This is a genomic window from Pedobacter sp. NJ-S-72, assembly GCF_053890575.1.
In genome coordinates this window covers 5,345,886-5,364,606 of sequence record NZ_CM132681.1, presented here as the reverse complement: position 1 = coordinate 5,364,606, position 18,721 = coordinate 5,345,886, and the positions used below count along the sequence as shown (strand labels likewise).

The 18,721-nt window shown below is 39.3% G+C and carries 19 protein-coding genes and 4 pseudogenes; 10 read left to right on the top strand and 13 right to left on the bottom strand.

The features are described 5' to 3' along the window. The first annotated feature begins 28 nt into the window (after nt 1-28). Nucleotides 29-433, top strand: a complete 405-nt coding sequence (locus ACWYN3_RS35255) for a hypothetical protein (RefSeq protein WP_456218372.1) — start codon at nt 29-31, stop codon at nt 431-433. A gap of 315 nt (nt 434-748) precedes the next feature. On the opposite strand, the gene ACWYN3_RS35250 is transcribed toward ACWYN3_RS35255, so the two are convergent. The 8 genes and pseudogenes from ACWYN3_RS35250 to ACWYN3_RS35215 form a co-directional block, all read right to left on the bottom strand. Then, nucleotides 749-1,093, bottom strand: coding sequence for a hypothetical protein (locus ACWYN3_RS35250; RefSeq protein WP_456218371.1), 345 nt, complete (start codon nt 1,091-1,093; stop codon nt 749-751). A 7-nt stretch (nt 1,094-1,100) separates the two neighbouring features. Further along, on the bottom strand, nt 1,101-1,487 hold the full coding sequence (locus ACWYN3_RS35245) for a hypothetical protein (RefSeq protein ID WP_456218370.1): 387 nt from the start codon (nt 1,485-1,487) through the stop codon (nt 1,101-1,103). Nucleotides 1,488-1,891: 404 nt separating this feature from the next. Further along, nucleotides 1,892-3,025, bottom strand: a complete 1,134-nt coding sequence (locus ACWYN3_RS35240; protein WP_456218369.1) for a redoxin domain-containing protein — start codon at nt 3,023-3,025, stop codon at nt 1,892-1,894. Between the two features lie 156 nt (nt 3,026-3,181). After that, nucleotides 3,182-4,552, bottom strand: a pseudogene (locus tag ACWYN3_RS35235) (acyl-CoA dehydrogenase family protein). A gap of 47 nt (nt 4,553-4,599) precedes the next feature. Further along, a pseudogene (gene bshB1, locus ACWYN3_RS35230) lies at nt 4,600-5,332 on the bottom strand (bacillithiol biosynthesis deacetylase BshB1). Between the two features lie 34 nt (nt 5,333-5,366). Next, nucleotides 5,367-5,579 carry a hypothetical protein gene (locus tag ACWYN3_RS35225; RefSeq protein WP_456218368.1) on the bottom strand — a complete coding sequence of 71 codons (213 nt, stop codon included), beginning with the start codon at nt 5,577-5,579 and terminating at the stop codon, nt 5,367-5,369. Beyond that, nucleotides 5,522-5,866 carry a hypothetical protein gene (locus tag ACWYN3_RS35220; RefSeq protein ID WP_456218367.1) on the bottom strand — a complete coding sequence of 115 codons (345 nt, stop codon included), beginning with the start codon at nt 5,864-5,866 and terminating at the stop codon, nt 5,522-5,524. The genes ACWYN3_RS35225 and ACWYN3_RS35220 overlap by 58 nt, the downstream gene beginning before the upstream one ends. A 21-nt stretch (nt 5,867-5,887) precedes the next feature. Then, nucleotides 5,888-6,508 (bottom strand): DUF4294 domain-containing protein, encoded by a 621-nt coding sequence (locus tag ACWYN3_RS35215; protein ID WP_456218366.1) that lies wholly within the window; start codon nt 6,506-6,508, stop codon nt 5,888-5,890. Nucleotides 6,509-6,618: 110 nt separating this feature from the next. Here ACWYN3_RS35215 and ACWYN3_RS35210 point away from each other — a divergent pair. The 6 genes and pseudogenes from ACWYN3_RS35210 to ACWYN3_RS35185 all read left to right on the top strand — a co-directional run bounded on the left by ACWYN3_RS35210 (nt 6,619) and on the right by ACWYN3_RS35185 (nt 12,108). Further along, nucleotides 6,619-8,827: pseudogene (locus tag ACWYN3_RS35210) on the top strand (RelA/SpoT family protein). Between the two features lie 142 nt (nt 8,828-8,969). Next, nucleotides 8,970-9,458 (top strand): Fur family transcriptional regulator, encoded by a 489-nt coding sequence (locus ACWYN3_RS35205; RefSeq protein ID WP_456218365.1) that lies wholly within the window; start codon nt 8,970-8,972, stop codon nt 9,456-9,458. Between the two features lie 35 nt (nt 9,459-9,493). After that, nucleotides 9,494-10,776, top strand: a pseudogene (locus ACWYN3_RS35200) (adenylosuccinate synthase). Between the two features lie 72 nt (nt 10,777-10,848). Continuing rightward, complete coding sequence (locus ACWYN3_RS35195; protein ID WP_456218364.1) at nt 10,849-11,172, top strand: hypothetical protein; 324 nt, start codon at nt 10,849-10,851, stop codon at nt 11,170-11,172. Between the two features lie 50 nt (nt 11,173-11,222). Further along, nucleotides 11,223-11,672, top strand: coding sequence for a chorismate-binding protein (locus ACWYN3_RS35190; protein WP_456218363.1), 450 nt, complete (start codon nt 11,223-11,225; stop codon nt 11,670-11,672). Next, nucleotides 11,647-12,108: a chorismate-binding protein gene (locus ACWYN3_RS35185; protein WP_456218362.1), complete on the top strand. Its 462-nt coding sequence runs from the start codon at nt 11,647-11,649 to the stop codon at nt 12,106-12,108. The genes ACWYN3_RS35190 and ACWYN3_RS35185 overlap by 26 nt, the downstream gene beginning before the upstream one ends. 65 nt (nt 12,109-12,173) lie before the next feature. Here ACWYN3_RS35185 and ACWYN3_RS35180 read toward each other — a convergent pair whose 3' ends face one another. Genes ACWYN3_RS35180 through ACWYN3_RS35160 form a run of 5 tightly spaced genes read right to left on the bottom strand, consistent with a single transcriptional unit; the run spans nt 12,174 to nt 14,952 of the window. Then, nucleotides 12,174-12,668: a M48 family metallopeptidase gene (locus tag ACWYN3_RS35180; protein ID WP_456218361.1), complete on the bottom strand. Its 495-nt coding sequence runs from the start codon at nt 12,666-12,668 to the stop codon at nt 12,174-12,176. Then, nucleotides 12,619-13,002: a hypothetical protein gene (locus tag ACWYN3_RS35175; protein ID WP_456218360.1), complete on the bottom strand. Its 384-nt coding sequence runs from the start codon at nt 13,000-13,002 to the stop codon at nt 12,619-12,621. The genes ACWYN3_RS35180 and ACWYN3_RS35175 overlap by 50 nt, the downstream gene beginning before the upstream one ends. Before the next feature lie 6 nt (nt 13,003-13,008). Continuing rightward, nucleotides 13,009-13,662: a glycerol-3-phosphate 1-O-acyltransferase PlsY gene (plsY, locus tag ACWYN3_RS35170; protein WP_456218359.1), complete on the bottom strand. Its 654-nt coding sequence runs from the start codon at nt 13,660-13,662 to the stop codon at nt 13,009-13,011. A gap of 3 nt (nt 13,663-13,665) precedes the next feature. Then, entirely contained in the window at nt 13,666-14,508 is an 843-nt protein-coding gene (gene nadC / locus ACWYN3_RS35165; RefSeq protein ID WP_456218358.1) for a carboxylating nicotinate-nucleotide diphosphorylase, read from the bottom strand. Nucleotides 14,509-14,556: 48 nt separating this feature from the next. Further along, nucleotides 14,557-14,952 (bottom strand): DUF4783 domain-containing protein, encoded by a 396-nt coding sequence (locus tag ACWYN3_RS35160; RefSeq protein ID WP_456218357.1) that lies wholly within the window; start codon nt 14,950-14,952, stop codon nt 14,557-14,559. 159 nt (nt 14,953-15,111) lie between these two features. Between ACWYN3_RS35160 and ACWYN3_RS35155 the strand changes: the two genes are divergently transcribed. The 3 genes from ACWYN3_RS35155 (at nt 15,112) to ACWYN3_RS35145 (ending at nt 18,662) form a co-directional block, all read left to right on the top strand. Further along, nucleotides 15,112-16,437, top strand: coding sequence for an alpha-L-fucosidase (locus ACWYN3_RS35155; protein ID WP_456223262.1), 1,326 nt, complete (start codon nt 15,112-15,114; stop codon nt 16,435-16,437). 171 nt (nt 16,438-16,608) lie between these two features. Then, on the top strand, nt 16,609-18,132 hold the full coding sequence (gene gpmI / locus ACWYN3_RS35150; protein ID WP_456218356.1) for a 2,3-bisphosphoglycerate-independent phosphoglycerate mutase: 1,524 nt from the start codon (nt 16,609-16,611) through the stop codon (nt 18,130-18,132). Continuing rightward, nucleotides 18,132-18,662 carry a hypothetical protein gene (locus tag ACWYN3_RS35145; protein ID WP_456218355.1) on the top strand — a complete coding sequence of 177 codons (531 nt, stop codon included), beginning with the start codon at nt 18,132-18,134 and terminating at the stop codon, nt 18,660-18,662. The genes gpmI and ACWYN3_RS35145 overlap by 1 nt, the downstream gene beginning before the upstream one ends. Nucleotides 18,663-18,721 lie beyond the last annotated feature (59 nt).

Genomic DNA, 18,721 nt, shown 5'->3' with positions numbered 1-18,721 from the left:
TAAAATACTAGCAGATTTATAAAATATAATGCGCAATAAAAAAATCAATATTTTCCTGGGTATCCTCGTTTTTGCTTTAGTGGTATGGATGCTTAAGGGTACGTTCTTTCAACCAGGAGCCGGTGATCTTAAAGCCGGCTTCAAAGAGGTTGCTCACTACAGAAACGAGAATAATACCGGCCCGATTCAATATGTATTTGCCGTAACGGTGAAGGATACAATCTGGTCGGAAATGGAAACCTATGGAAACTATAAGCCTCATCACAAAGGCGGGAATACTAAGGTTTATTACTTTATGGAAGGGACGCAGGTGCCAACTGATTTAGGAGCCGGAGGAGTTAATTTCGATCCTAAATTCAACAGCTCTTGTGTAGGATTGTACGAAAAAAGTGCCACTGGTTACACGAGTATCTCTAAACGGCCATTTAAATAAATACAGTTTTTTGCAGGGAAAATAGAAATAAAATAGCCGCACTGTTTTTATGAACCGCGCTCTCTCGCGAAGAGCGATTGAGCAATGTTCATAAAAACAGTACGGCTATTTTATTTTCCTAAGAATTTCTCCTTCCCTGGAAAATCCCTGTACCTATTCCAATGAATATTTTAGGCGATTTCGTTTATTTGTAAAGAGGAAGGAAAGAAAGAAAGAGTTGTTGATTAGCCTGAATCTGGTTAATAATTGATAAAAGCTAATCAATCATAGCAAAGGATTTTTGCAGGACAAAAATCCTTTGAAGCCAGTATTTGTCTATTTATTACGGATTTTGCGGCTAGTTGATTTTGAAATATGATTCAATTGCTGCTGAAGCTGATTGATCTGTTCCTGTTGAATCTTACTCACTTTTTGTTGTTGCTCAAGAAGAGCTACAAGTGTACTTACCTTTTCGTCTTTATCTATAAGATACAAGGTAAGCTCCTCAATTTTCTTTACCATCAATTTATTCATTTCACCCAATTGAATGCCATTTTCGATTACATGTTGCTCAGATGGCATTTCTGGTAAATGATGGTTTTTATCAATGTAAGTTTTAACTTCCGTAAGGGATAATAACTTATAAGCTGGCTTGAATACATAATCGGCCCATCCATTCATATCTACTTTAACCTCCTGGGTATGAATGAATCAGTCCATTTACTGCCAATTTAGCATCAGGCGTTGTTGTACCTATGCCTACATTCCCATTAGCCGTAATTCTTAATTTTTCCAGCATGGAACCGTAACCATATTGAGTATAAAAACGCAGCCCCCCCGTATTATAGGTTTCTTTTTCAAAACCAAGCCCGCCACCACCACCACCTGATTCAAAGCGTATTTTTACAATTCCAGAACCTGAATCGTACGGGATTCTTGGATCCCGTAGAGTTAATGTTTCCGAAGGGTTGTCCGTACCAATTCCTACAAAACCATCCGGAGGAAATTTATTAGTTTGTGCGTATACACAATAGTTTGTTAAGATTATTGTAATGGATAAGAGCACCTTTTTCATTGAGTTTTTTTTCTAAAATTAAGATTTTTAATCGTTTAATGGTAAAACTGCTTACCCTCGATAATTTCCCCTAAGATCACAATTAAATATTATAATAAATCAATATCCAGAACTCCGGTCACCAGCTCATCATAAATCAAACTCGCACCTGGCCGCTTTATTTGGCTCTCTTTTTAACAAATCGCAAAGAGGAGCCTAAAGTTTACGTTCGCGAAGCTTGTAGAACTGCTAAAGTAAAAGGTTCTTCTAAGGCAGCGCAATCCTGGGGGGGAACCCTGAGGAATCAAAAAAGGCCGTGCTATATTCGGACATCAGTTCCAGAATGGAACGTAGTCCGAATATAGCACGGCCTTTTTTGATAGCTATCAGGATACACTTCGATGCACCCAATTAGACAGCGCCTTTTACTTTAACAGCTCCGCAAGCTTAGTGTGTAACTCTTCTCCTCTCAAGTTCGTGGCGACGATTTTACCCGCCGGATCAACCAAAAAGTTTTGAGGAATACCTCTCACACCATAAAGTGCTGCTGCTTCGTTGTTCCAGAACTTAAGGTCAGAAACTTGCGTCCAAACCAAACCGTCTTTCTTAATTGCTGCTAACCATGCATCTTTTTTACCCGGTTGATCTAAAAAAACACCCAGGATAGTGAATTTCTTGTCCTTAAATTTATTGTAAGCGGCAACCACATTAGGGTTTTCAGCTCTGCAAGGCCCACACCATGAAGCCCAGAAATCTATCAGGACATATTGACCACGGAGACTTGATAGCGTCACCGGCTTATCGTTTACATCATTTTGTGTAAAGTCAGGAGCCATTACACCTACTGACGTTGCACGTGCTGCATCGATAGCCTTAGCTAATTCAACACCTGCCTGAGTAGCTCTTACTCTTTCTGAAAGACCTTTATATACTGGTTCTATTTCGGCAACGTTGATTGATTGTCCAGCTGATTCACGAAGAGCCAAAAGACTGAAGTAAGAATCTGGATTGGCTTTAATGAAACTTGCCTGAAGACCATTCATCTCTGCTTCTGCTTTTTCATATCTGCCTTCCAGTGATTTTCTGAATTTTTCATCTTTCTGCTGTGCCTCTGAAGCATCGCCGTATTCTTTGTTTACTGCAGTTAATACCGCTAAAGGTGCAGCTATGTGTTTCATATAGCGTGCATTCTCGTCATTTAGTTTTGAACCGGTAACAACTACTGTTTTCACTGAATCTTTGGCAGTCAGATTAATGGTTGCTGGTTCCAGATAAACTACAACGTTGTCTGCTGATCTTCCCAGTTTTTTCAAGCCTTCGCCTTTATGGTCAACAATAACCCTTGCCATAGTTGGCCCTGCCACTTTTCCTTTAAAAACAAATGCACCTTTATTAGCTACGACAGAATCCAGTACTGAATTATCACCACTTCTGTAAGTAAGATATACTTTTGCCGGAGCGCCAAGCGCACCGATCTTTCCATTCAATGTGAAATCTCCTGCTTGCGCGAACACAAAAGCTGGAGTAGTCATTAGTAGTGACAGCACTAATCTCTTCATTTATTTTATTTTTTAGGTGTTAGTTTTATACATGTGTATATCCAAAATTAAAGGAATATATCAGATGATGGTCTCATGTAACCAAAATATAACGAACTATTTTCGCTAAACGTATCATTTATTAAGAAGTTATCTAAATTCAGATGATATTCTTTCCTAAACAAAAGCAGAAAATCCAGTTATTGCACGGCCCACAATCAGGGAATTGATTTCTTTAGTCCCCTCGTATGAATAAATAGCTTCTGCATCAGCCACAAAACGGGCAACATCATATTCAAGCAGGATTCCATTTCCACCCATTACCTCTCTGGCCCTGCTGACTACATCGCGGGTACGCAATGAACAAAAGACTTTGGCAAGCGAAGCATGTTCGTCGGTCAATAATCCCTGGTCTTGTAATTGAGATAAACGGAAACAAAGGGTTTGCATTGCTGTCAGATTAGACAGCATCTCTACCAAATGGTTTTGAATCAGTTGAAAAGAAGCTATGGGTTTGCCGAATTGCTTACGGGTCATCGTGTAGGCTAAAGCGCTTTCGTAAGCTCCGCGCGCGCAGCCTACGGCTTGCCAGGCAACTCCTGCGCGCGGGGTCATTCTCAGCACTTTGGCAGTGTCTTTAAAGGAGTTGGCATTTTGCAAACGGTCTTCTTCATCTACCTCACAATTGGTCAGGGTAATAAGGCCGTTCTGAACAATCCGTAAAGCCATTTTGTCGTGCATTTTCTCAACAGCAAAACCTTTGTTTCCTTTTCTGATCAAAAAGCCTTTTACTTCATTATCATCCACATCCCTCGCCCAGATGATTGTCACATCCGAAAAGGTAGAATTACCTATCCATTTCTTCTGACCATTCAATATCCACTTGTTCCCTTGTCTTTTGGCTGTAGTAGTCAGTCCTCCCGCAGCTGCTGAACCGACTTCTGGTTCAGTTAAACCAAAAGCCCCAATGATTTTCATTTGCTGCATATCTGGCAGCCACTCTTGTTTCTGAGCCTCTGAGCCTAAAAGATAGATAGAGCCCATAGCTAAACCACTTTGAACTCCGAAAAAGGTAGACATTGAGGTATCCACTCTAGCCATTTCCATGGCCAGCAGCATACCTTCCCATCACACGTTTGATTTACCTGGACAACCGTAGCCCTGATAAGTTAAACCGCAAATGTTAAGCTCCGCAATCTTAGGGATCAGTTCAAAAGGGAATTCAGCTTTCAGCCAGTAATCGTTTACCAGAGGCTTAACCTCTTTCTCTAAAAATGCACGCACCTTTAACTGGAGTGCACGATCTTCTTCGTTTAATGCAGTGTCTCCTAAATGATAAAAATCACCGTTAATGGGTGGAAGTTCCTTCTTTTTATGAGGAGTTCCCAGCATTTTCATTAAACCTGAAAGCTGTGTTTCATCCAACCCTGCAACTGAATCCACTATCTTTTTAAGATCTACCTTTTTAGATAGTGCATCCAGTTTTTCGAGATCCACACTTTGGAAAAGTGTATAGGCATTTTTTATTTTAGAGAATATACCGGCCATAATTGAAGCTGTTTTTATATAGAACAGCTAATACCCTATTTTGTTCCCTAACGCAGGTCGAAAAGATTATCTACGCAAAGTTTATTGGAAGTAAAGCCTTCTGCATAGGTTGCACCGATTGGTTTTCCCATCTCTCTTGCTCTGGCAATTACACTTTCAAAAAATTCTGGCGAGGAAATATAAGTTACTGGTCCATCCAATTCAGGATTTTTATTAAGCTCAGGACTATGGAACTGTGTCTTAAAAGCTTTGATAGAACTAATTTTCGTTTCTATATACGGGGTGATGTCAACGATAATATCAGGCTTAATATAGGTGTCCTGAATATATTGCAGGAATAAACGTGGTCTCCATGCTTCCTGAGCAACACCATTCTCCATAGTTTCAACTTTAGGAAGACCAGCAAGGAAGCAGGCATCACTTGCTAACGAAGCAGCCCTTCCATGATCTGGATGACGGTCACGTATAGCGTTACCTAATATAATTTCAGGCTGATACTTACGGATCATTCTGATTACCTCTAACTGATGTTCTTCATCGTTTTTGAAGAATCCATCTTTGAATCTTAGATTTTTCACGTGCGTGTAAACCCAGGATTTTTGCCGAATCTGCAGCTTCCTGATCACGTGTTTCAGCAGTTCCGCGGGTTCCTAATTCTCCTCTGGTAAAATCAATAATGCCTACTTTTTTACCATCGGCAATATGTTTCAAAATTGTCCCTGAACATCCTAATTCGGCATCATCCGGATGTACAGCTAATACTAATATATCTAATTTCATTTATTTTATAATTTGTGAGCGCTTACGCACAGCTTTAAAGAAGGCGCTGAATTTTCTTTCTGACCTTTGAAGATAAAGGTTTGGTAAAGGGAAAAAAGTAGTCTACTACTTCGCCATTTTTGTTAATCAGATATTTATGAAAGTTCCATCTTGGGGTGGACTTGATATGACCGTTAAGGTCTTTATTACTTAAGAATTTATAAATTGGATTGGCCTGAGAACCTCTGACCATAATTTTATCGAACACGGGAAATGTAACGCCATAATTCGCTTCGCAGAACTCATAGATATAGCAGTTCCTTCTAAAGGTTCCTGCCCGCCAAAATCATTGGAAGGGAATCCCAGAACCTCAAATTCTTCGTTATTCAATGAATCTCTAAGCTCCTGAAGTTCTTTCAGTTGAGGAGAAAAACCACAGGCCGAAGCAATATTTACGACCAGAAGTACTTTACCTTTATAATCAGCTAATTTTTTATCTTTTCCATCAATTAATTTTGCGTTGAACTGGTAAATACTCTGAGGGTTTTCTTCCATGCTTATTGACTATAAAATTGCTTATTGACGATAAAATCCCGAATTCTGAATAATAGATTCGATATCTCTTTCCTCTTCAGGGTTATAAGTACTTTTTAAATTATGGCCCACTACTCTCGCAACGGACTGATAAATAAAGGCTTTTACACCTCCTTGTGTTTCTTTGACGATTTCGTAAGTCGTACGTCCTACTTCCCTGTCAATTAATTTGGTAAGGATCTGGCCCTGCGTAATTGTCAGCTCCTTAATCTCGGTGTTAAACATTTTCTTGATTTCAGCATCACAGGCTTTGACCAGTTTTTTATGCTCTTTGCGATCTGTGGTTACCGCAAGGTCACGCTCCAATTGCTCGTATCTGTTTTTTGCAAAAAGGGCATAAGGCATAACTTTTAGGACATTGTAACGGAGTCTGTTGAAGGCAGCGCGGTCTGCCGGAGTTTTAAAAATTCTGGCACCGTAGATAACCACCTCATTAAGAGGTATCCACGGAATCATTTCGCCGTCTTCGTTCGTAGAGGCTACTCTGATGGTATCATTTTTGCCTCTTACAGGGAACTTGACAGGCACAGAACTTTCCTGGGCCTTTAGCTCACCTACGGCAATAATGACAAATAACAGAATAAATAAACTGCAAAATTTCATAAATTTATACTCCCACGAAGTTAAAGCAAATTTAATACATTAGGTTTATAACTAAATCTAATATATTCTTAAACGATTAACAAGCTATAATTATTACGAAAATAATACAAATGAAGAATACCTTAGTGATTGATTTAGAAGCAGAAAAGCAAGAAATCCTGAAGAGATACCGTGCCCTCTTGCGTGCCTGTAAGCCAACATTACAAAAAGGAGATAAAAAAGAAATCAGAAAAGCATTCGATATGGCTCTTGAAAGTCATAAAGATATGCGTAGAAAATCTGGTGAACCTTATATTTATCACCCTATTGCTGTGGCTCAAATCGCTGCTGAGGAAATCGGACTCGGAACAACATCTATCGTATGTGCGCTATTGCATGATGTAGTAGAAGACACTGAAATTACGCTCGAGGATATTGAAAGAGAGTTTGGAAAGAAAACTGCCAAGATCATTGACGGCCTGACTAAAATAGCAGGTGTTTTTGATTATAACAGCTCCTTACAAGCCGAAAACTTCAGGAAAATGCTGCTTACCCTGGCCGATGATGTAAGGGTAATTTTAATTAAACTGGCAGATCGTCTTCATAACATGCGTACCATGGATTTTATGCCAAGGCACAAACAGTAAAAGATCGCATCTGAAACTATCTACTTGTACGCTCCTTTAGCACACAGGCTGGGTTTATATGCCATAAAGTCTGAGCTGGAGGATCTTTCCATGAAATATCTGGAGCCGGACACTTATAAATTTATCGCCACCAAGCTGAATGAGAAAAAAGCAGAACGTACACTGTTCGTTAAACATTTTGTTGATCCTATCAATGAGATTTTAGCTGAACAAGGTTTTGTAGCGAGTATATATGGCCGCCCCAAGTCTATCCATTCGATATGGAATAAAATGAAAAAGAAAAATATTCCTTTCGAGGAAGTATATGATCTTTTCGCTATCCGGATTATACTGGACAGTTCTCCTGAAAATGAAAAAGCAGATTGCTGGAAAGCTTATTCCATAGTTACTGATTTATACCGCCCCAATCCGGATCGTTTACGCGACTGGGTGTCTTCCCCTAAAGGAAACGGATATGAATCTTTGCATACTACAGTAATGGGGCCTAAAGGGCAGTGGGTTGAGGTACAGATTCGTACACAAAGAATGAATGAGATTGCTGAGAAAGGTTTCGCAGCACACTGGAAATATAAAGAATCAAGTAATGATAATGGTCTTGATCAGTGGATTCTGAAAGTCAGAGAGATGCTGAACAACCCGGAAGCCAATGCACTTGATTTTCTGGATGATTTCAAAATGAACCTGTTTTCGGATGAGATTTTCATCTTTACCCCAAAAGGAGCATTAATACAGCTTCCATTGGGTGCAACAGCGTTAGATTTTGCTTTTGAAATCCATACGGATGTAGGTGCAAAATGTATCGGTGCGAAAGTAAATCATAAACTGGTTCCACTTTCTTATAAATTGCAGAATGGAGATCAGGTAGAAATCATTACTTCGGGCAAACAGGTCCCGAAAGAAGACTGGCTGAATATTGTTGTAACAGCAAAAGCCAAATCTAAGATCAAGTCTTCTCTGAAAGAGGAAAAAAGAAAAATTGCTGAAGGAGGAAAAAAGAACGCTTGAGCGTAAGCTTAAATCTTTAAAGATCACCTACAATACAGATAATCTCAATAAACTGAGTTATTTCTTCAAGCTGACCTCCACACAGGAGCTTTTCATTGCTGTGGCTACCGGAAAGATTGAACTGAAAGACTTAAAAGAATACCTGGCCAGTGAAAAAGAAATCGAAAACAGAGGTACAGAACGAAATGACGGACAACAGATAGAAGCCCTGTTAAATAAAGTAAAAGGCCCTGAGTCTGATATTTTATTGATTGGTGAAGATCTGCAAAAGATCGATTATACGCTTGCAGCCTGCTGTAACCCGATTCCAGGGGATGACGTATTTGGTTTTGTAACGGTAAGTGAAGGGATTAAAATACACCGTACCAATTGCCCGAACGCAGCACAGCTGATGGCAAACTATGGTTACAGGGTAGTGAAAGCGAAATGGAACAAACAACAGGAACTTACTTTCCTTACTGGATTACATATCATAGGAATTGACGATGTAGGATTGATCAATAATATTACTAAAGTAATTTCCGGTGATTTTAAAGTGAATATGCGTTCTATTACCGTAGATACTGATAATGGTATTTTTGATGGTTCGATTATGATTTTTGTCAATGACAAAGAGCATCTGGATAACCTGATCAAAAATCTTTTGGAAGTAAAAGGCGTGACAGGTGTCACACGTTTTGATGCCTAAATTTGAATAAATTAAAGAAACCGTTTAAATTTATCTGTTTAAATTGCTTGTGAGTCAAAATGAAGCAATAAACAGATAAATTTCAAACAGTTTCATGGGGTTCTATATAAAAAATGATACCTTTGAGAGGAGTTTTAAAACTATGTCTACAAACCATAACAGCGAGTTGGTTAGAAAAATATTCGAAGCTTATCTCGAAAATAAAAGTCTGAGAAAAACGCCAGAGCGTTTTGCCATCTTAGAAGAAATCTATTCCAGAGATGATCATTTCGATGTAGAGACCCTCTACATCCATATGAAAAAAAAGAAATACAGAGTTAGCAGGGCTACGGTGTACAATACACTGGAGTTACTTGTTTCTTGTGATCTGGTGACTAAACATCAGTTTGGGAAAAACATGGCCCAGTTCGAAAAGTCGTACGGTTACCACCAGCATGATCATGTAATTTGCATTGATTGTGGTAAAGTTGTTGAATTCTGTGATCCAAGGATCCATCAGATTCAGAGCATGGTTGGTGATTTATTGAAATTCGAAATCAAACATCACTCTTTAAATTTATATGGCAGCTGCTTTGACTGTTCAGCAAAAGCATCCATTAAACAAAAAGAGGATATTAAACACGCAAGTTAAACAACACAATTATAATCTTTTCTTAAATTAAAATAATGACGCAAGTAGACGTGCTTCTTGGCCTGCAATGGGGCGATGAGGGCAAAGGAAAAATTGTTGACGTATTATGTCCGCAGTATGATTTGATAGCTCGTTTTCAAGGCGGACCGAATGCCGGCCACACCTTAGAGTTTGATGGCAAAAAGTTTGTTCTAAATACTATTCCATCTGGTATTTTCAACAAAGACACCATGAATTTGATTGGTAATGGTGTGGTAGTCGATCCCATCATTTTAAAAAGAGAATTAGATAACCTGAAAACAGCAGGTCACGATCCAATTGCCAATGGCAAACTGGTGATTGCGCGCAAAGCACATCTGATTCTTCCTACTCACCAGCTTCTAGACGCTGCAAATGAGCAGAAAATGGGTAAAGATAAAATCGGTTCTACCCTAAAAGGTATCGGCCCGACTTATATGGATAAAACCGGACGTAATGGTTTACGTGTTGGGGATACCACTTTACCAGATTTCAAGGAGCGTTACAACAAGCTGGTTACTAAACACAAGGAATTACTTTCTCATTATAACTTTGAGTATGACCTGACTGAAAAAGAAGCTGCTTTCTTTGAGGCTATTGAGTTTATTAAAACTATTCCTCATGTTGACAGTGAGCACTTTGTAAATGGTTACCTGTGAAAGAAGAAGGCAAAAAAGTTCTTGCTGAAGGTGCACAAGGTACATTACTGGATATTGATTTCGGTTCTTACCCTTTCGTAACTTCTTCAAACACAACTACTGCTGGTGCTTGTACAGGTTTAGGTGTTGCGCCAAACAAAATCGGAAGTGTTATCGGAATTTTCAAAGCTTATTGCACACGCGTTGGAAGCGGCCCGTTCCCTACTGAACTGGAAGATGAAGTTGGAGAAAACCTGCGTCAGGTAGGCCATGAATTTGGTGCTACTACAGGCAGACCACGCCGTTGCGGATGGATTGACCTTCCTGCGCTGAAATACGCAATCATGCTGAATGGTGTTACTGAAATGGTAATGACTAAAGCTGATGTATTGAGTGGATTTGATACGATCTACGCTTGTACGCATTATGAGCACAATGGTGAAACGATTGATTACATGCCGTATGATATCATCACGATCAAACCTACCCCAGTTGTTAAAGCAATTGAAGGTTGGAAAACTGACATCACTAAAATCACGGAAGTTGATCAGATCCCTGCTCAGCTTGCTTCTTATATCGCTTTCTTAGAAAAAGAATTAGAAGTACCAGTAAGATATCTTTCTGTTGGTCCTGATAGAGTACAAACATTGATCCTTCCTTAAGGAATCAATTGATATATAAAAGGCGGCCTGGTGCCGCCTTTTTTTATTTCAGGATTTAAAATTTTCAATACCATGAACTCCCGGGAACTAACTTCATTTAAACAAAAAGCTTTACAATGGGCAAATCAGTTTGAGGTCTGCTGTTGTTTAGATTCAAATGAATATACTGATCCTTATTCCAAATATGACTTCCTGCTTGCTGCAGGAGCTAGTTATCAGCTAAATGCTGCCACAGGCGATGCATTCAAAGCGCTGAAAACATTTTCCCTGGCTAACCCGGGCTGGTTATTCGGTTTACTGAGTTATGATCTTAAAGATGAGGTAGAAGCATTAACTTCTGCACACGAAAACAAGTTAGATTCCCGGATCTGTTTTTCTTTGTTCCTCAATACCTGATTGCCGTTAAAAATGGGCGGATAGAGATCCTGACAGGAACATCTGATTTATTGAATGCTATTAATGAATATCATCAAGACCTATCACCCGCTACTGCTCCTATACACATGGAGCCTAAAATGGATAAAACAACTTATCTTTCTAAGGTTAATGAACTGAGGGAACATATTGCCAGGGGAGATATTTATGAGGTTAACTTCTGTCAGGAATTTTTTGCAGAAAATGCTTCTATAAACCCTTATGAAGTATATCTGAATCTGAATAAATTGTCTCCTACTCCATTTTCCGGCTTCTTTAAATTGAGCGGAAAGTATATCCTTTCTGCAAGTCCGGAGCGTTTTATGTGTAAGCGCGGACACCGGTTAATTTCTCAGCCCATTAAAGGTACTGCCAAACGTAGTCATGATCAAGCTGAAGATGAGCTGATTAAAACCACTTTAAAAAACAACCTTAAAGAACAAGCCCGAAAATGTAATGATTGTAGATCTGGTCAGAAATGATTTAACAAAAAGTGCCATTCCCGGAACTGTTAAAGTGGATGAGCTTTTTGGCATCTACAGCTTCCCACAGGTACACCAGATGATTTCTACCGTAAGTTGTGAGCTCAACCCTGAACTGCATCCTGTTGAAGCTATAGAAAGAGCTTTCCCTATGGGTTCTATGACCGGAGCTCCTAAAGTCAGGGCAATGGAATTAATAGAAGAAACTGAATGCAGCAGAAGAGGAATTTACTCCGGAGCTATCGGATATTTTAATCCTGAGGGAGATTTTGATTTTAATGTGGTCATCCGCAGCATTCTCTATAATGAGGAAAAGAAATACCTGTCTTTCCAGGTTGGTGGAGCAATTACTTTCGCTTCTTCTGCCGAAGCGGAGTATGAAGAATGTATGCTGAAAGCTTCAGCAATGATTAAAACGCTAAAAGGGCCGCATTAGCGACCCTTTTAGCGTAGTTTATGATCATCATCAGATCTTGTTTGTTCTTGTCTGATTGATAGTCCTTATCTGATTGGTCTTCCCGAAGGAGAGTTAAAATATCTTTTTGCTTCAGGTAAATCTCTCTGAATCTGAGCAATCCTTGTTCCGTCAGCAGGGTGAGTACTTAAAAATTCAGGTGGTTTCTGTGAAGACTGACTTACAGCAGCCATTCTCTGCCAGAAACTAACTGCGCTTGCAGGATCATAACCAGCCATAGACATAAAGATCAACCCAAGGTGATCTGCTTCCAGCTCCTGAGTTCTTGAATTTGGCAAAAGGTAAAAGCCTTGTGCACCGACCCCATAAATCTTACTGATTGCAGCCTGAGTTGCCTCAGACTGATTACCTGTTGCAGCACCTAACAAACCTCCAACACCTTGTGCTACCGCTGCTTTCGAAGCTCGTTCTGACGAGTGCTGCGCTATTGCATGGGCAATTTCATGTCCCATTACTGTTGCCAGCCCCGCATCATCCCTGGTTACAGGTAAAATATACTGAATAAACAGCAACTTTACCACCTGGCATACACCATGCATTTACTTCTTTACTGTCAATAAGATTAAATTCCCAGCGAAAACCCTGGATCTGTGCGGCATAACCATTCGCATTCATATATTTTGTCACTGCTGCTGCAATCTTCTCCCCTATTCGTTTGACTCTCTGTGCATCAGCGTTATTTAAGATCTTGGTTTTAGGATCTTTTAAAAGTGTGGTATAACTTTGTGCAGCGGCAGACTGCATTTCACTTTCATTTACAAAACTTATCCTGCTTCTCCCTGACAAGGGAACTGTAGAGCATGCATAAGCCATAGATACTACAGCGGCAATACCTAATAACGTTAATTTCTTCATCGGTGTTTAGTTAATATTTGCTTTCTTCTTAAACAGATAAACTTTAGATTCTTTGCCTTTAAGTAAGCGCTCCAGGTTTTTCTGATGTGTAACCAGAATTAATATACAGACGCACATCCCATACAAAACCTCAGACTTAATCGGGGAATGCAATACAAAAACAATCCCTAACGGGAAGGTGAACCCAGCACATATAGAACTCAGGGATACATATTTCGTAACCAGAAGCACTACCACAAAAACAAGAACACAAAGCATAGCTGCAGGGAAATTAACTGCCAAAATCATTCCAAAAAGCGTAGCTACCCCCTTTCCTCCCCTGAAACCAGCGAAGATAGGGAACAAATGGCCCATTACGGCTGTTACACCCAATGCAAGCTCATAATTAACAAATTGGGATGAGTTATGTGGTCCGGTCACAGAAAGACCTATAAAATAGGCAAGTTTCGTAGCAGTGTACCCTTTAGCAATATCAATGGTCATTACGGCCATACCTGCTTTTTTACCCAGTACGCGGAAAGTATTTGTGGCACCAGCATTTCCACTGCCGTATTCTCTTACGTCAATGCCATAAAATGCCTGCCCGATCCAAACCGCTGTTGGGATAGACCCGCAGAGATAAGCCAGAATAACTGCAGAAATAGAATAGATAGATATCATACCTTAATAGGCTTTTAAACTCAGGTCTAAACTCTTAACTGAGTGAGTCAATGCGCCCATGGAGATATAATCAACTCCGCATGCTGCATATTCAGTTATACTTTCTTCGGTAATCCCACCAGATGCTTCTGTAGTAAAACGATGATCAATCAGTTTCACAGCCTGTCTAAGGTCAGTAAAGCTAAAATTATCCAGCATAATCCTATTTACCATACCTTTTTCCAATACCTGGTTCAACTCTTCCAGGTTTCTTACTTCAATCTCTATTTCCAGTAGTTTTCCCTTAGCTGCAAGATACTGATTCGCAGCGGTAATTGCATTAGCAATTCCACCAGCATAATCAACATGATTATCTTTGATCAGGATCATATCATATAATCCAATCCGGTGATTCACGCCACCGCCGATTCTGACAGCCCATTTCTCCAGATATCTCATTCCCGGAGTCGTTTTCCGGGTATCGAGTATTTGGGTCTGATAAGCTGAAAGTAATTTTACAACGTGATTTGTTTTGGTTGCAATCCCGCTCATTCTCTGCATACAGTTCAAAACCAGTCTTTCGGCCAGTAAGATAGAATGAGAGCTGCCACTAACTGTAAAGGCAATATCACCGTATTTCACTTCATCTCCGTCCCTTAAAAAGACTTCGGTTTGTAACGCCGAATCTACCTGGTTGAAAATCTCGATTGCAAGCTCTACTCCGGCAAGTATACCATCCTCTTTAACCAAAAGCTTTGCTTTTCCCTGAGTTCCGGCAGGGATGGTAGACATAGAGGTATGATCACCATCACCAAGATCTTCGGCAATAGCATTTTTTATAAATAGGTCTATTAATTTCTTATCCAAAACATGTATTTTAGATCAAAAATAGCATTTTTACCTAAATTTGCATTACTATTTATCCGGCTCAATCCGTAATTCAGTGATAAAAAAGGTGTTAGCTGTTTTTTTGAGTGTAATTGCCACCCTGAATTTCCCGGTTTTTGTACTTAAAGACAGGATGCCAAACCTATAATTCGGATTGGTATTAATGAGGTGTACTATTGTTGAGTTAACAGGAGCATTTTTAGTAAAAAATTCCCTGACGATCTGTTCGGCCTGTGCTTTAGTATATACATCTTCTTCCTCATTTATTGTTAATTCTACAGATGGGGAAAAATTTTTACTGATTTCTTTTGAATTCGCAGACTTGAATAAGGCCGATAAAGAATCAACAATATCCCCTTGAAGTAATCCAGGATGAAATGTCTGGGTCAGGAAAATCAGTACCGAAAGTAAGGGTCTAATCATATTCTAAAGATAACAAATATTACGCACACAAATTATGCCATTAAGAACTTGCGGATTATAATTTCAAATAATAAATTTTCCCGTGCACATTAGTAACTTAGCTCCTGACCTTAAACCAAATATCTTTTCAAATGCTAAAAAAAAAAAAACAACTGTCACATTCTTGTTAGCTTTACTATTATTTACCACAACAGAAGACAAATCAATAATATTGATCGCGCCCAATGGTTTAAAGAGGCTAAATTTGGAATGATGGTACACTGGGGCTTGTATAGTATTCTGGGTGGAAGTTACAATGGCCATACTTTGCCCGATTCAACTTTAAAACACGCGAATGGCTGGTATGCCGAATGGGCACAGCAAAGACTGGAAGTACCAGAGAAAGAGTATCAGGCTTTAATAAAACAATTTAACCCTGTAAATTTTGATGCCGACAAATGGATATTTGAGGCTAAAAATGCAGGGATGAAATACTTTGTGATTACAGCTAAACACCATGATGGATTTGCCCTATGGGATTCCAAAGTTTCATCTTATGATATTGGAAGTACCCCTTACAAAAGAGATATTTTAGCAGATTTAGCTAAGGCATGTAAAAAGTATGGGTTAAAATTTGGCCTTTACTACTCGCATTGCGAAGACTGGGAACATCCGGGTGGCGCGACACCAGATTGGCTACCCAGAAAAACGGATGCAGAATTCGAAAAATACTGGAATCAAAAGTGCCTGCCGCAAATTTCGGAGTTAATCCATAATTATGATCCAGACTTATTTTGGTTTGACACCTGGGGCGATGAACAGGAAAAGACATTTATTTCTGATAAACGACGTGATCAGTTAATCTCACTCATCAGAAAGGAAAGCCCGAAATGTTTAATTAACGGCCGCATTTCTTATCTGAATCCTGGTGACGATATCGATTTCTTAGAAATGATGGACAATACCTATCCCGAAAAATTACAAACAAAGCCCTGGCAAACTGCTGCAACAATGGTCAATTCCTGGGGCTGGCATGCTAAAGATTACAATTGGAAACCTGCGAACGAAATGCTCGGCTACTTGATCAGTAACGTTGCTAAAGGAGGTAATTATTTATTAAATATCGGCCCTAAACCAAATGGCGAAATTCCAAAGGCAGCAATTCAAAGATTACGTGAAATGGGCGGATGGCTCATAGCAAACGGAGAAGCTGTATATGGTGCCTCCCATGTCGATGTACCGGCAATTAAAAACGTTTATCTTACACAGAAAACAACAGCAAATGGCGAAAAATATGTTTTCGCAAGCATTGTTAAGCCATTAAGCTCTGGCACACTCCTCTTGCCATTTCCCATTTCAGCTGTTAGCGATTGTAAATTACTGGAATCAGACATGCCAGTTAAATTCAGTGCTGCAGAAAACAATCAGATTTCACTGGAATTACCTAAAAGCAGCTCTGCTCCCTGTAGTGAAATCCAGGTTATAAAAATACGGATGAAGAACTAACAATAAAATCAATATAAATAATCAAAGCAAGTGTATAAATTACAATTAGATTTCTCATCCAAAATCAATTAGAGTTATATTTGTTTGACACCTGCCTCAATTCAGGCTATTACTTGATAAGAAACAGGATAACAGACATTATTATATCAGCGAAATATCAATTCAATTTAAATGAATAATAAAAAAGTGATGCTCCTCATCATTCTTGATGGATGGGGTTACGGAAACCAAGACAATTCGGACGCTGCCTATGCAGCAAATACACCTTTCTTTGATTCTTTACTGAAAAACTATCCTAACTCAAAACTGGAAGCATCTGGTGAAGCAGTAGGTTTACCTGCCGGACAGATGGGGAATTCTGAGGTTGGGCATATGAACCTTGGTGCCGGAAGAGTAGTTTACCAGGAACTGGGAAGAATCAATAAAGCAATCAGCGACGGTTCAATTAAGACTAATCAGACTTTAGTTGATGCATTTGATTATGCAAAGAAAAATAATAAAGCAGTTCATTTTATCGGATTAGTATCCGATGGAGGTGTACATGCTCACATCAATCACCTGAAAGGATTATGTGATGCAGCAAATGATCAGAGCCTGAAAGATGTTTTTGTTCATGCCTTTTTAGATGGCAGGGACACAGACCCGAATTCGGGATTGGACTTCATTAAAGAGCTGGATCAGCATTTAAAAACCTCCACTGGTAAAATAGCAAGTTTAATTGGCCGTTACTATGCGATGGACAGAGATTCACGCTGGGAACGAGTTAAGCAAGCTTATGACTTACTAACTAAAGGAGTTGGCGCACATACGCAAGATCCATTAGCAGCTATTGAGCAATCTTACGCAGATGGCATTACTGATGAGTTTATCAAACCTATTGTGATCACAGGCGAAAATAATCTGCCTTTAGCGACCATTCAACCTGATGATGTAGTAATTTGTTTCAATTACAGAACAGACAGAGGCCGCGAAATCACTGCTGTGCTGACACAAAATGACTATCCTGAGTTTGAGATGCATAAATTGCCGTTATATTATGTAACGATGACTACTTATGATGAAAACTTTAAAAATGTAAAGGTTGTTTTCACTAAAGATGACCTGACAGAAACGCTGGGAGAAATCTTAGAGAAAAATCATAAGAACCAGATCAGAATTGCTGAAACTGAGAAATACCCTCACGTAACTTTCTTTTTCTCTGGTGGCAGAGAGCTTGCTTTTGAGAACGAAAAGAGACTAATGATCCCTTCACCAAAAGTAGCTACCTATGATCTTAAACCAGAGATGAGTGCACAGGGAATTACAGATGCGATTACAAAAGAACTGGAAACTGGCTGGGCAGATTTTATTTGCCTGAACTTCGCCAATCCGGATATGGTTGGACACACAGGAGTTTTTGAGGCCGTTGTCAAAGCAGTGGAAACAGCAGATCGCTGTGCGGAAGCTGTAGTAACCAAAGGTCTTGAAAATGGATATTCTTTTATTATCCTTGCGGATCATGGAAATTCAGAATTTATGGTCAACAGAGATGGTTCGGTTAACACAGCACACACCACTAATCTTGTTCCTTGTATTTTAGTAAGTACTGATTATACGTCTATTGCTGATGGTAAACTAGGTGATATTGCACCAACAATTCTTAAGTTAATGGGAATTGAGAAACCAGAGATTATGACAGGAAATTATCTGATATAATGAAGAAACTGTCAATCCTTTCCTTAAGCATCTTATTTTTTGCGGCCTGTAATTCTGCAGCGCCGAAAAAACAAGATGCTAAATTAGCTTACTTCGATCTGAAGGACTATATCACTAAAGAGACTAAACGTCTTACGGCATTGAATCCTGAGATAGATAAAACGGTTATCGTCAATAAAGCCAGAGAGCAAAAGAAAGTAAAGATTGCCGACTGGCCAAAAGAGCTATCCTCCTTCTCTGATGCTGACATTAATAAATCTGCCTGGCAGGGATTATTTATAGCTGACAAGACAAAGGATTCAGAAACTTATATTTCTGACAATGAGAAAGTACCAGTAAAATCTTTAAACATCAGCTATAAAAATGGTAAGATTTATGGCATTAGGTTACTGATCAGGAATACGAACTCACTTTATACTTCTAACGATACACTTTCCTACTTTCCGGATAGTCTGTATGAAGTTAAAAAGATACAAAATATTAGACTGCTGAATGGGAAAAGCTACACCATCACAGGGAGATTCAAATAAAAACATTGATAAACAAAAAGCCGGAAACATGTTTCCGGCTTTTTGTTTATCAATGTTTC